Below are 13,548 nucleotides of genomic sequence, written 5' to 3'. Positions count from 1 at the left end.
TTAGATTAAGTCATTCTCCTCTAAGAAATCATATACTTTATCTACTAACTCATCCGGGGTATCGGCCATAATTGGCTCCCCATCAACTATTGCAAATAAAAACTGTGAACATATGCCACAAAAGCTCGTACATCCATATTCTATAACATCAAGGTCAGGATCCTTTTCTAGTTCCTCTTTTGCTTTTTGTGATCCGCTAACCAAATTATTAATACAAAATTCTATCACTGGATACATGTTAATCTCCTTTTCATCTAAAAAGGAAGAATCCCCTAGTCATAAGCCTATCTTAACATATTACAATTAAGAATAGATATGGCTATGCTCGTAATAAAATCCCCTCTTCTTCCAATGCTTGGGTTATTTTTTTCAGTTGAGGTATCCCTTCTGCCACGATGTCATTATTCACTAAAATGATCGGATAAAATAGATCATTCTCCAAGATTTCCTCTACAAATTCTATATGTTCTTTACTATCCGGAGGTTCATTAATGTCTACGTATTGATAATCGATTATTTCATCCTGATACTTACGTGATATTGCCGCTTGCAACCACTCATAAGTATCAACAGAGTTTGGGGCGCCAACACAACTTGCACAAATTTGTTTAGATCCATATACAGTTAACTTTATCCTTTTAACCAATACTTAACCTCCATCTTTTTCATTTCTATAATTATTAATATTTTACAAAACGTCTATTTAAAGATAAAATAATATGCAGTACAATACAATAAAAGTACCATATGAACATAGTGATTTAAATCATAGATTTTTTAAAGCAAACCCTTTATAATAAAATTGTGTTTAGAAAGGAGAAGATGGATGATGCAAGAACAAACAGAACAAGTACAAGAGGTTTTGAATAAATTACGTCCATTTTTATTACGTGATGGCGGCGATGTAGAATTAGTAGATGTAGACAGTGGCATTGTACGTCTTCGTCTTATGGGAGCATGTGGTAATTGCCCAAGTTCAACAATCACGCTTAAAGCTGGTATTGAACGAGCTCTTATGGCTGAAGTACCTGGAATCACTGAAATCGAACAAGTATTTTAATAACTAACCAATATAGATAAAGCTTCTCGTTTATGAGAAGCTTTTTATTATTGGTAATTAATCAAATTAAACCTAACCTAAATAGGTATCAATGGACATAAATGAAGATAGCATACCTATTCAAAAGGTATGCTATTTCTTCATTACAATTTCTTACTATCTATTTATTGGTACATCTAGTTCCATTGTCATAGAGCCTTCATTTTCAACCTGAAGTGGTAACCATTCGAATTGAGAATAGTCAGCTTTCCATTTATTTAAAAGTTCTTCTACCTTAATATTATTAACAATTGCGATCATGGTAGGCCCTGCTCCACTTAAGAACGTTCCATAGACAGATTCCTCTAGATAAGCTTCCAACTCTTCGTAGTGAGGAATTAGATATTTACGGTAAGGTTGATGAAATAAATCCTTTTTCATCATTTTCCCTAATAACTCCCAGTCTCCTTGACAAATAGCCGCTACACTTACATTAGCAATACTACTAGCATGCACAGCTTCCTGATACTTAAATGTACTTGGTAAAACTGCTCTTGCTTCTTTCGTCTTCAATTCGAAATTAGGTATGATCGCAACAAATGTTACATTTTCTACTTTTGCTTTTATCCAATTAACCTCATAATCGAAATGCCCGATAACGCAGCCTCCCATTAACGATGGAGCTACATTATCTGGATGTCCCTCAATATTGGTTGCAATGTCTAACTTTTCTTCCTGCGATAGATTTAAATCTAACAGAACGTTTGCTAGTTCTATCCCAGCAATGGTTGCAGTTGCACTACTGCCCAGTCCCCTTGCTAGAGGAATATCGCTCTTCATTTCTACACGACAAGGTGATAAAGGACCTTTATCAAACTTAACAGCAACCTGCTCCGCAATCTGATAAACTAAGTTATCCTTACCAGTTGGAATATCATTTAGACAATCCGAACCAGGGATAAATTCCCATGATTCAGATTTAGTGACTTTTAATTCTAAAAAAAGATTTAGTGCTAAACCAATAGAATCAAAACCAGCCCCTAAATTTGACGTACTGGATGGTACTTTTATTACCCAACTCATACCACTACACTACCCATGATTTCTTGCATTACCGTTTCTTCATCATTTGGTAATACACGTGGTTTTACTTCACTATAATCAATAGCTGTATTAGGATCTTTAAGTCCATTACCAGTAAGAACTGTTACAACAGTCGAACCTTTTTCCACTTTGTTTTGTTTAAGTGCTTTAAATAAACCAGCTACTGATGCACAAGAAGCAGGTTCAGCAAAAATACCCTCATTAGCAGCAATCCATTGATATGCTTCAATCATTTCTTCATCTGTGATTTCATCGATTGCTCCATTCGATTCATCTCTGGCACTCACTGCACCTTGCCAACTTGCAGGGTTACCGATTCTAATCGCTGTTCCGACTGTTTCAGGATTTTCAAATACTCGATCATGAACGATAGCAGCTGCACCGCTAGCTTCGAATCCCATCATCTTTGGTAAACCAGTTTGTTTTAATTCATGGTACTCTTTAAATCCTTTCCAATATGCCGTGATGTTCCCAGCATTACCTACAGGGATAAACAAATATTCTGGTGCTTTCCCTAAAACATCACATACTTCGAATGCAGCCGTTTTTTGTCCCTCAATTCGGTATGGATTTACAGAATTCACAAGCGCAACAGCACCTGTTTCTCCTAATTTCCGAACAATCTTGAGCGCATCATCAAAATTACCTTTTATCGAGAAAATTTCAGCTCCATACATAACAGCTTGTGCTAATTTACCTTGAGCAATTTTACCCTCTGGAATAACGACGATACACTTAAGTCCTGCACGCGCTGCAAATGCTGCAGCAGAAGCCGAGGTATTACCTGTTGATGCACAAATAACAGCTTTAGCACCATCTTCAATAGCTTTAGCCATTGCCATCACCATTCCTCGATCTTTAAACGAACCCGTAGGATTTGCCCCTTCGACCTTGGCATAGGCATTGATTCCGTGCAATTCGGAAAGCTTCTCTAGTTTAATTAATGGTGTGTTACCTTCCTGTAAGCTTAACTTAGGAGTATTTTCATTTACTGGTAAATGTTCTTTGTATTGATGCAATAATCCCTGATATGACATTTTCTATTCCTCCCCATCTACTCTATAGTAGCTAATAATTCTATTAACGACAGATAAGCCTTTTAAGTTTTCAAGACTATTTATCAATTGTTGCTTACTAATTTGGTGTGTAACCATTACGATCTCGGCGGTTTCTTTTTTACTACCTGGAAGCTGTAAGATCTTAGCAAAACTAACCTTTTCATCTGAAAAAATATTAGTGATCTTCTGGAAAGTACCAGCTTCATCATCAACTTCCATTCTAACAAAGTACTTTGTGAAAATTTCATTGTTTGTTTTTAGTTGTGTTTCAAACTGTGGCGTAACATATTCATTCCCACTTATACCTAAATTAATGTTTTTAATTACCTCCATCAGATCAGAAACAACTGCAGTTGCAGTTGGTAAACTACCAGCACCAGGGCCGTAAAACATCGTTTCACCAACTGCTTCACCGTACACATAAACCGCATTAAACTCATTCTTAACCATTGCAAGTGGATGGTCTTGAGGTAAAAGAGTTGGCTCTACACTTACCTCTACTTTACCATCTTGTATAGATGCAATACCTATCAGCTTAATTGTATAACCTAAGCTCGTTGCAAAGGCAATATCTTCTTGTGAAATATCGGTAATTCCTGAGATATCTACATCATCTAAACTTATTTCCATTTTAAAGGCTAAATTCGCTAGTAAAGTCATTTTTCTTGCAGCATCCAAACCACCTACGTCCGAAGTTGGATCTGATTCTGCAAAACCTAAACTTTGTGCTTCTTTTAGAACAGGATCAAAATCTAATTGATCATCTGTCATTTTCGTTAATATATAGTTAGTTGTTCCATTCACGATTCCCATAATTTTCTGAATTTTATCCGAGGCAAGACCATCCGATAGCGAACGCAAAATAGGGATACCTCCAGCTACACTAGCATCATAAAAAATATCACAATTATTTGCCTTTGCTAACTTAAGTAATTGTTGGCCATGGACTGCCATTAAATCTTTGTTTGCCGTAACAATGTGTTTTTTGTTTTTTAATGCTCTTTCCATGAGTAAGTTAGTATCCTCGATACCACCCATCACTTCAATAATGACATCAATTTCTGGGTTATCAACTAGTTCTTTAGGATCTGTAGTTAACCATTCTGGATCAATTACCACGTCTCTCTTTTTATTTATATCGTGGACAAGGACCTTTTTTACAGTAATCTCACTACCTACCTTATATTTTATCTCGTTTCCGTGATCTTGCAGTATTTTTACTACGCCAGTTCCTACCGTACCAAGACCGCACAATCCTACGTTTATTTCTTTCAAGCTAGGCCGCCTCCCTCTGTATGTTTAAAGAGTACATATGTTTATCTATAGTGGACATTATACCGCTCCATATATGGTTTATCAAGGATCATTTGCCCAAAATTCTGAAAAGTACAAGCAACTTAACAACTAGTATAATCTATCTGAAACGGAAATAACACAGAAAAAAGAAAAACTGTAGACATCAGAACACGCAAATGTCTACAGTTTTTCTTAGTCAATTTTGTACCTTACCAATCAAGTTCAGGAATCTCTAATTTATTGGCATCGATCCCTATATTAGAAAATAGATGTCGAACGTTTTTTTCATAATTCTGCTGTTCCTCTAAAATTTGTTTATATTTACGATACATCTCTTCATTTGTATCAGTTGAAGATAATCCCTTTTCCATCAAATCGAATAAATGAACAGGAAATAGAAGCCTTGCATATAACAAACGCCAACCAAATATAGAAAGTGGCCTCACCTTTTCATATTCCGTAAAAAAGGTATTCAATTCATCTACTCTAGAGTCACTGTCTAATAAGCGCGGACGTAGATATTCAGCAATATCTCTCACCGGATGATCATACGTTAACTCATGCGACCATATATAAGGTTTGTGCAACTGGTTAGCATAACGTTGAAATACAATTGTACCTTGATCTCCTTCGTGGTATCTTCTTTCACTTTCCGTTTCTTGTAAGTATTGTAGTGCATTCTCAGATAGTCCTATTATATATGGAAAAGTATCAATAAATAATCTTTGGTACTTTGTAACAGGCCTTTCTTTTATTTTGTTTAGATAAATCCCTTCGTAGGAATCTATTTTATTTTGCCATAAATCCTTCCATTTTCCATAACTTGATAAGTATTGGGGTTCATATGGATACTCAGCTCCTGATTTATGTAGTATTGCCATTAATTGGCCATCTACAAGTATGTTTCGATTGTCACGTTTTAAATTACTACTACATACTATATACTCTGTATGATTAACTTGAGTGGTTATTTGACCCTGAAAGTTGAGTAATGGTGTGACGACATTATCAAGACCTTGATCTATCAAAAAGTCACTAACCGTCTTCTGTTCATAATGAATAACCTCATCATGCAATTTGGGTAAAACAAAATAAACCGTATTATCCTGAATATATCCATCGTGTCCATCTATCTTTGTTTTTTCACCGTGGAAATTTTCTACATAGTTGGCGATAACATCTAACACATCTATCTCCCCTTTTCAAACAATCTAAGTCTACGTTACAATTATTTGTACTTCTATATCTATTCAGTAAAACGAAAAAATACCTGATATATTCATATTATGAAACCATTCTAATAATTAATATAAAAAAACTGAATCGAACAAGTTGATTGATACGTATACACGATGGGTATACTAAAGAGTAGAATATATTATAAGGTGTGATTAAATGAGTCGAAGTCAATCTGATTTAGAGAAAAAAGCAAGAGCATGGTTAACAGAACGTGGTGTTACTGTGGACGACATGGCTGAATTGGTCTACTACTTGCAACATAAATATCATGACAACTTGTCTATGGATATTTGTCGTGAGAATGTTGATCGTGTATTAATGAAACGAGAAGTACAAAACGCTATCTTAACGGGCATACAATTAGATGTACTTGCTGAACAAAAAAAGTTGGAATCTCCTTTACAAGAAACAATTGAAACAGATGAGAGTCTTTATGGAGTCGATGAAATCATTGCTCTTTCGATCGTAAACGTGTACGGATCAATAGGTTTTACAAACTACGGTTATATCGATAAACAGAAGCCAGGAATTTTAAAGAAATTAAATGATAAAAGTAGTGGAGATTGTCATACATTCCTTGATGATATCGTTGGTGCAATTGCAGCAGCTGCCTCTAGTAGATTGGCGCATGGTGCAGCACACGAACAAGAAATGGATTCCTAACCTTTATCATAAGAAAAGCACAGGCCTCAAGGGGTAGGCGCCCGAAGCTAGACATCTCTGATTTTTATACTTTCTTATATCAAAAAAACCTGAGAGACTATTACTCTCAGGTTTTTGGTTTAGATTTGTTTTTTAGTTCGAAAACGTTTATGAAATATCACAAAATACGATATCGATATACCCGTTGTTGCCATCATAATTTTCACCAATAAAAAGGGGATCATTACAATAGAATAAATGACACTTGCCCATAACATAAGCAATATTATCACCTTTGCACGCAGTGGTATCCCTTGCCCTTGACGAAATTGTTTAATATAGTCACCAAATACCTTATTATGCAGTAACCAATCATGTAAGGTTTTAGAAGATTTACCAAAACAATACGCGGATAATAATAAAAAGGGAGTCGTTGGTAGTAACGGTAAAATAATGCCTAGTACACCCATTAATAACGAAACCAAGCCACAAATAATAAGAATAACTTTTCTAACGCTTGTCATTTCTATCTCTCCATTAGTCCACGTATTTACCGAAATCATCCTTGGTATTGATATTTACAAATGATTTTTCATCCTCGATCTCGATATAATTTACTTTTAAATGCTCTAGTAATTGCTTTAGTGATTTTTTATTCTCCACTAATTGCTTTTCAATTTTCTCCTTGACTGAATAATGATAGAGAGCAATCAATGGCTGGGTTCTTCCATTTACTAACGGAATAACGGCCTCGCATAGTCCATGCCTATTTGCCACGATTTCCTTCATTACAAGTGAATCAATAAAAGGTATGTCAATTGGTAACACCATATACCACTCTGACTGAACTTCTTGCATTGCTGTATAAATTCCAGCCAATGGCCCGTCACCACTAAACTCGCTACAATCACAAATTATATGTGCGCTATCTTGGTCCCGTTCAAAACTGTTTTTTAATAAATTGCTTGTAACTATAATAACCTCATCGGATACTACTTCCAAGGCTTGTTTCGAATAGTGATAGAATGGTAAGCCTTTTCTTGTTGCAAATGCCTTTGGAGATCCAAATCGCCTAGATTCCCCTCCAGCAATTAGAACTCCGACAATAGTATAAGTCATCTTATAGCACTTTCCTTTCTAGCTTTTAGCATACAATATAAATCTTATTGATATACAAAAGTCACAATATTGTAAGTTTCAATTACTAATATAAGATAAATTGAGTGTTAAAATAAGTTTATATAGTTTTTACACCAAATGGTATATAAAAGTTCAGAGGTGATCCCAATGCAAACCGCTTTACTTGAAAAACAAAAAATAACTAAACAAGACTATCTATCAGATGAATTACGACAATTATTAGAAAAGCTTGGAGTGTCAAAAAAAATCCATAAAGATACGTATCTTTTTCAGGAAGGTATGGAAGCACAAGAGATCTATATTTTAAAATCTGGGTTAGTACAAGTAGGCAAAATTACCTCAGAGGGGAAAGAACTTTCACTCCGCATTTGTAAAAGCAATGATATAGTTGGTGAACTAACATTGTTTTGTGATGATCCCAAATTTTTGCTGAGCGGTAAAGTCCTGGAAGATGGAGAAGTACTAGTCGTTAATAGAGTTAAATTAGAGAAAGAGCTAGCTCTAAATGGCCAACTTACCATCGAATTTATGAAATGGGTCAGTAACCATATGCGTAAGTTTCAGTCTAAAATACGTGACCTATTGCTGAATGGTAAAAAGGGTGCATTATATTCTACTCTGATTCGTCTAGCAAATAGCTATGGTAATACAACATCGGACGGCATTGAAATCGAGATGATCCTCACTAATCAGGAATTAGGTAAGTTTTGTGCTGCAACCCGAGAAAGTGTTAATCGTATGCTTAGTGAATTGCGAAAACTTGATATCATCTATATTGATGAAGATGGAAAAATAACAATTAAAGATATACAGTTTCTTAGAGATGAAATTGGTTGTGAGAACTGCCCAATTGAAGTGTGTAATATTTTCTAATGATTTTTGAAAATAGAAAGATTATTCTCCACCCAATTATATAAATCGTTATTATTATGGAAGATTGGGTGTGTTACATTTTCGAGTGTTTCTTCTGCAAGAATTGCCTTAATATTACTGGAGTTATTTAATAAATGACTGTCTTCTTGATTCCTTAGCAACACAATTTTGCCAAAGTTGTGTTGCTTAAACCCTTCTATCACCAATATTTCTGTATGCATGGCTCTATAGATTCCAATTAACGATTCCATATTCCAATCCATATCTTGCACACTTAAATTTAAATGTCCTTCACCTTCCACACCAGCAAGAACAGAACCCGCCCTAAGATGTCTTTCACTGTCTGTATCCTCAAGTCCTAATGGAACTCCACCGTGTCCATGATGCTTTAAAGAAGCTACTCTATACCCCTTTTTCGTAAGCATCTTTATTATCCCACTGGAAACTGTAGTTTTACCACTATTTTTATAGCCAACAACCTGGATGATTTTCATTGATATCCCTACTTTCCATCCGTGTTTCTCGTTCTATTCTATCAGTTTTTCTGTAATGTGTAGTGAAATATGTCACGCACTATACTGCTTAGACTTAGATCACTAGAATTTTTGTCTGTTGAAGAAAAATCAAAAGGCTAATCAGCAGTCGATAACTACTGTTTAGCCTTTTATTTACTTATTTAGTTTTGTGCTTTTACTAGTTTCATATTCGTTCAATAAAATAGCATGTGAAAAGTTAAGTTCACCCACCACTGACAGGTGGAATTAAAGCTACTGTATCGCCACTTTTTATTATATCATCCTCTAATGCATATTCTTCATTAATGGCAACCATGACCTGATCCATCTGACTTAGATTATAGTCAGTTTTTAGTATGCCCTTTAATTGTTTGACCGTAATGTTATCAGTCTCTAGCTTTATCTTGTCGTTCCCAATTTCCTCTTGTAAATGAGCAAAAAACAATAAATTTATCAACGATCCTCATCCTTTATTTTAGGCTTTCCTTCCTGATAGGCTACCCTTTCTAATTGATCTCCAATCCATGCTTCTCCATCTTCCCACTGTTCTTTTTTCCAAATCGGAACAATTTGTTTAATACGCTCGATCGCATATTCGTTTGCCTCGTATGCAGCTTTCCGGTGAGGGGAAGAAACAGCGATAATAACAGCTACGTCTGAAATGTCTAAGTGACCAATCCGATGTGTTATGGCAACCTTTGTATTTTCCCATTTCGCTTGAATCTCACTACCTATCTGAGCGAGCATTTTTTCCGCCATAGGAACGTATGCTTGATACTCTAAATAAACAGTTCGTTTCCCCTTCGTCCACTCTCTTACTGTTCCAATAAAGGTAGTAATAGCACCTGCATTACTCGATTCCACCTTTTTAACGATTTCTTCTAATTGTATAGGCTTTTCTTGTACATTAAATAGTTTTTCAGACAAATCGATAACCTCCCTACCTTCTTTTCTCATATGATAAAAAGTTGTCCATTGTCGTCCCTCTTTGGTCTTCTAGTAAAAGCACATCCACCTTTGTACCAGATTGATAGCCTCTTGTCCCCCCCGGTAACACAATAAGGCTATTTGCTAATCCTAAAGAGGAAACAACATTGGACTTGTCCAAGCCGGTTGGTGTAGCCAATAGATTTCCATTTTGATAGGTTAGATCTGCTCTTACAAACCGATCAAAAGGATTCGGTTTCATGAAATCTGAACCGAGTAAAGCTTTTTCACGTTTAACAAAGGCAAATTTACTTTGTAAAAAAGTTCGGATAACAGGCCTAACAAATAGTTCAAAACCGACATAACAAGCAGACGGATTGCCAGATAATCCAAACAGTAGTTTCCCATCTTTCTCAGCAACAGTAGTCACACTACCTGGACGCATCCCAACTTTGTTAAATAACACGTTTGCACCTAGTTCTTCATATATGGCTGGTAGATAGTCATAATCACCAACAGATACGCCACCGGTGGTAATAAGAAAGTCCACTTTATCTAACGCATTTTTCACATGTTCCAAACAGATTGAAAAGTCATCACTAAATTGCCCTAGATAAAAGGGATTACCTCCTGCCCTAACAATTTGTGCCTGAATCATGTAGGCATTACTGTTTCGTATTTTACCTGGTTTTAATTCTTCCTCTACTTCTAATAATTCACTACCAGTTGCGATAATTCCTATATTAGGCATAGAACTTGTTGGGACTTTTTTATAACCAAAAGTAGCTAGTAATGCAACAATCCCAGGATTAATATATGTTCCTTTTCGAACTAGAATTGTTCCCTTTTTCGTGTCTTCTCCTTGGAACGATATGTTGTCGCCTGCTTTGAATCGTCGGTTTATCTCAATCGTCTTTCGATCAATCTCTTTAACAAGTTCTATCATCACAACCGAATCACAACCGTCTGGAATCTGTGCACCTGTCATGATCCGAACTGCTTGCCCTTCCTCAACATGTCCGTTGAACACACTTCCTGCACCAATTTCCCCAACAACCTCTAATTCCACTGGTTTATCCCTAGATGCATGAAAGGTTGATTTAGAATGGATGGCAAACCCATCATAGGGAGATCGGTCAAATGCGGGCACATCGTGATCTGCTATTAAATCTTCTCCTAATATATGTCCATAAGATTCTTCAATTGGTAGATGAATGACTTTACCGGGTTTAGCATTGCTCATCACTTTCTCGACTGCTTCTTTGATTTTAATTGGTTTCCTTCGTTCTACCACGATTTGCCTCCCTATCCTACTAGCTGATAATATATTCTCTTTGCATCTTCAATAGAATTTGTTCCGTGAATAAACGTACGACCGTCTTTAAAAAAGACTATTCGATAAGTTCTATATTCGATTGATAACAAAAATGGATTAAGCTTAATCGGACCAATTTTTTCCAACTGTTTTGCCAAGCTCTCTAAAGACTGTTCTTTTAGGCCACTTCTAATCTGGACCGTATTGCGTCCACAAAGAACCTCAGTCTTTGTTTGTACCTCATAGTTAAGATAAGGATAAGTAGGATTTTCCCCACAGGTAGGGCAATCTGTTTTTTTCGCACGGCCTACTTTAATAGTTTGGTAATGATTATTCCATAAATCAAACGTAACTAATTTATTCCGTAATGACGAACGATCCATTACTATTAGTTTGAGTGTCTCTGTTACCTGATGGGCAACAACCATTTGAACAGCTGGCGAAATAATTCCAACTGAGTCACATGTTGCTCCAAACATTGGCGCAGCAGCTAATAGGCAATGGAGACATGGTGTTTCTTTAGGTAGTACGGTATAACTCATCCCGGTACTTCCAACACAAGAACCAAATATCCATGGAATGTTATGTTTGTGGATCAAATCATTCATGATAAACCGAATGTCAAAGTTGTCTGTTGCATCGATGACTACGTCTACATCGTTAAGGATAGGTTCAAGGGAATGGCTAGTAGCATCCATAACATGGGCAGTAACTTCAACTGAAGCATTAATTAAACTCAAATGCCTTTTTGCAGCGATAGCTTTGGGCAACTGACCAAGCACATCTTTCTCTGTATAAAGCTGCTGACGTTGTAAATTACTATTTTCGACATAGTCCCGGTCGATCAGAGTCACACGCCCTACTCCAGCACGTACAAGAGCTTCTGCATTTGCCGATCCTAATGCACCACAGCCAATAATAAGAACATGACTATTTACTATATTTTCTTGACCACTGCTCCCTATCGGTTTAAATAACGTTTGCCGTGAATATCTATCATCCATTTATAAATCCCCCCCTTTGATGACTCTCTAACCACCAATATATGACATTTCTATCTTCTTTCTATTTTTTGCTGTTTCCTCGGTACGTTCATCTGAATAGCGATCTCCTCGTTCTTTCCATGTAGGAATAATCGTATCTTTCAGCTCTTCGTCTGTTGCACCTGATCTTATAACTTCTTTTAAATCAAATCCGCCTGAAGCAAATAAACAAGTATAAAATTTGCCGTCTGCTGCGACTCTTGCTCGTGTACAACTCGAACAAAATGACTCAGATACAGAGGTAATGAAGCCTACTTCACTATTTGTTCCTTTGTAGCGGTATCGTTTTGCTACCTCACCAAGATAAGCTGGATCGACTGGTTCCAGTTGAAAGTCCTCATTTAATTGCTCAAAGAGTTGTTTCTTTGTAACTACTTTACTATAATCCCAACCATTTGATTGGCCAACATCCATAAACTCGATGTATCGTAACGTAATTCCTTTCTCCTTAAAATACTTCGCCATTGGGATTACTTCCTGATCATTCATCCCTTTTTTGACAACCATATTCACTTTAACTTCTAACCCCGCTGCTTGAGCTTGTTCAATACTTTCTAAGACACGCTTAGAACTAATGCCACTATCATTAATAGATTGGAATAATTCATCATCCAGTGCATCTAAGCTGACATTTACTCTTGTTAGTCCTGCTGTCTTGAGTTTTTCTGCCATCTTCCCTAACAAAACACCGTTCGTAGTTAAACCAATATCTTCTAAGCCGTCAATCATTACTAGCTTTTGAATTAATTCTGGTAGATTCCTTCTTAATAACGGTTCCCCACCAGTTAATCTAATTTTTTTAACACCCAAATCAACAAATATTCTTGCTAGCCGTTCAATCTCTTCAAAACTCAGCAAATGGTCCTTAGGCATAAAGGCAAAGTCTTTACCAAATATTTCTTTTGGCATGCAATACGTACAGCGAAAATTACAACGATCCGTCACCGAAATTCGCAAATCCTGCAGTGGGCGCCCTAATTTATCTTGTAACATTGGTTTTGTCATGGGATCTCTCCTATTACCTAAATTTTTTCTGTAACCAAAGTACCAGGAAGGACCAGTCATCCTCATCAAATAAATTACAGATAATTTTTGATAAAAACGTTGCCACAAAGGTAGCAACGTTCTTTATTGTTTAGTTAACTTACTTAACCACTATAATTTTACACTCCATACAATATCCTTCAACTTCATACTTGAGATAAAATCCGTCATAGTGTAATGTTCAGCTTGAAAAGGATGAGTGCAACGTTGATTTCCGCTCCGGGCAGTTGCTTTCCGTGGGCAACGCCTCAGCCTCCTCGGAAGAAACCCGCTTCCTGTGGGGTCTTCACCTGTTGCTTTTCCCACAGGAGTC

Annotated in this window: 16 protein-coding genes and 1 pseudogene; 3 read left to right on the top strand and 14 right to left on the bottom strand. The window is 36.4% G+C overall.

Going from position 1 to position 13,548, the window contains the following annotated elements; genetic code table 11:
- Both H7K77_RS03890 and H7K77_RS03885 read right to left on the bottom strand, forming a co-directional pair.
- A complete protein-coding gene (locus tag H7K77_RS03890) occupies positions 1-237 on the bottom strand; it encodes a YuzB family protein (RefSeq protein ID WP_186576408.1) in 237 nt (78 codons plus the stop codon).
- Positions 238-319: 82 nt separating this feature from the next.
- A complete protein-coding gene (locus tag H7K77_RS03885; protein ID WP_186576407.1) occupies positions 320-646 on the bottom strand; it encodes a YuzD family protein in 327 nt (108 codons plus the stop codon).
- A 180-nt stretch (positions 647-826) separates the two neighbouring features.
- On the opposite strand from H7K77_RS03885, the gene H7K77_RS03880 reads away from it, so the two are divergent.
- Positions 827-1,060, top strand: coding sequence for a NifU family protein (locus H7K77_RS03880; protein WP_235988825.1), 234 nt, complete (start codon positions 827-829; stop codon positions 1,058-1,060).
- A gap of 156 nt (positions 1,061-1,216) precedes the next feature.
- Here H7K77_RS03880 and thrB read toward each other — a convergent pair whose 3' ends face one another.
- The 4 genes from thrB to H7K77_RS03860 form a co-directional block, all read right to left on the bottom strand.
- The gene (gene thrB / locus H7K77_RS03875) at positions 1,217-2,122 is read right to left on the bottom strand and encodes a homoserine kinase (protein ID WP_186576406.1); all 906 of its coding nucleotides are present in this window, start codon (positions 2,120-2,122) and stop codon (positions 1,217-1,219) included.
- Positions 2,119-3,180, bottom strand: coding sequence for a threonine synthase (thrC, locus tag H7K77_RS03870; protein WP_186576405.1), 1,062 nt, complete (start codon positions 3,178-3,180; stop codon positions 2,119-2,121). Before thrC ends, thrB begins: the two co-directional genes overlap by 4 nt.
- A 3-nt stretch (positions 3,181-3,183) precedes the next feature.
- Positions 3,184-4,476 (bottom strand): homoserine dehydrogenase, encoded by a 1,293-nt coding sequence (locus H7K77_RS03865; RefSeq protein ID WP_186576404.1) that lies wholly within the window; start codon positions 4,474-4,476, stop codon positions 3,184-3,186.
- A gap of 230 nt (positions 4,477-4,706) precedes the next feature.
- Positions 4,707-5,684 carry a protein kinase family protein gene (locus H7K77_RS03860; protein ID WP_186576403.1) on the bottom strand — a complete coding sequence of 326 codons (978 nt, stop codon included), beginning with the start codon at positions 5,682-5,684 and terminating at the stop codon, positions 4,707-4,709.
- Between the two features lie 208 nt (positions 5,685-5,892).
- Between H7K77_RS03860 and H7K77_RS03855 the strand changes: the two genes are divergently transcribed.
- On the top strand, positions 5,893-6,399 hold the full coding sequence (locus tag H7K77_RS03855; protein WP_186576402.1) for a phosphatidylglycerophosphatase A family protein: 507 nt from the start codon (positions 5,893-5,895) through the stop codon (positions 6,397-6,399).
- A 119-nt stretch (positions 6,400-6,518) separates the two neighbouring features.
- Here H7K77_RS03855 and H7K77_RS03850 read toward each other — a convergent pair whose 3' ends face one another.
- Together H7K77_RS03850 and H7K77_RS03845 are read right to left on the bottom strand one after the other, a co-directional pair.
- Positions 6,519-6,902 carry a YbaN family protein gene (locus tag H7K77_RS03850; protein ID WP_186576401.1) on the bottom strand — a complete coding sequence of 128 codons (384 nt, stop codon included), beginning with the start codon at positions 6,900-6,902 and terminating at the stop codon, positions 6,519-6,521.
- Positions 6,903-6,915: 13 nt separating this feature from the next.
- Positions 6,916-7,497: a molybdenum cofactor guanylyltransferase gene (locus tag H7K77_RS03845; protein WP_186576400.1), complete on the bottom strand. Its 582-nt coding sequence runs from the start codon at positions 7,495-7,497 to the stop codon at positions 6,916-6,918.
- A 168-nt stretch (positions 7,498-7,665) separates the two neighbouring features.
- On the opposite strand from H7K77_RS03845, the gene H7K77_RS03840 reads away from it, so the two are divergent.
- Positions 7,666-8,391, top strand: coding sequence for a Crp/Fnr family transcriptional regulator (locus H7K77_RS03840; protein ID WP_186576399.1), 726 nt, complete (start codon positions 7,666-7,668; stop codon positions 8,389-8,391).
- Here the strand turns inward: H7K77_RS03840 and mobB are convergent.
- The 6 genes and pseudogenes from mobB to moaA form a co-directional block, all read right to left on the bottom strand.
- The gene (mobB, locus tag H7K77_RS03835) at positions 8,388-8,885 is read right to left on the bottom strand and encodes a molybdopterin-guanine dinucleotide biosynthesis protein B (protein ID WP_186576398.1); all 498 of its coding nucleotides are present in this window, start codon (positions 8,883-8,885) and stop codon (positions 8,388-8,390) included. The genes H7K77_RS03840 and mobB overlap by 4 nt on opposite strands.
- Before the next feature lie 244 nt (positions 8,886-9,129).
- Complete coding sequence (moaD, locus tag H7K77_RS03830) at positions 9,130-9,363, bottom strand: molybdopterin converting factor subunit 1 (protein ID WP_186576397.1); 234 nt, start codon at positions 9,361-9,363, stop codon at positions 9,130-9,132.
- Positions 9,360-9,833, bottom strand: a complete 474-nt coding sequence (locus H7K77_RS03825; protein WP_186576396.1) for a molybdenum cofactor biosynthesis protein MoaE — start codon at positions 9,831-9,833, stop codon at positions 9,360-9,362. The genes moaD and H7K77_RS03825 overlap by 4 nt, the downstream gene beginning before the upstream one ends.
- Positions 9,834-9,848: 15 nt before the next feature.
- A pseudogene (locus tag H7K77_RS03820) lies at positions 9,849-11,076 on the bottom strand (molybdopterin molybdotransferase MoeA); the annotation flags it as partial.
- 62 nt (positions 11,077-11,138) lie between these two features.
- Complete coding sequence (locus tag H7K77_RS03815; protein WP_186576394.1) at positions 11,139-12,152, bottom strand: MoeB/ThiF family adenylyltransferase; 1,014 nt, start codon at positions 12,150-12,152, stop codon at positions 11,139-11,141.
- A gap of 27 nt (positions 12,153-12,179) precedes the next feature.
- The gene (gene moaA, locus H7K77_RS03810) at positions 12,180-13,196 is read right to left on the bottom strand and encodes a GTP 3',8-cyclase MoaA (RefSeq protein ID WP_186576393.1); all 1,017 of its coding nucleotides are present in this window, start codon (positions 13,194-13,196) and stop codon (positions 12,180-12,182) included.
- Positions 13,197-13,548 lie beyond the last annotated feature (352 nt).

Origin of the sequence: Aquibacillus kalidii (assembly GCF_014280935.1) — a bacterium.
Taxonomy (GTDB): Bacteria; Bacillota; Bacilli; order Bacillales; family Amphibacillaceae; genus Aquibacillus_D; species Aquibacillus_D kalidii.
This window is presented reverse-complemented; position numbering and strand designations above follow the sequence as displayed.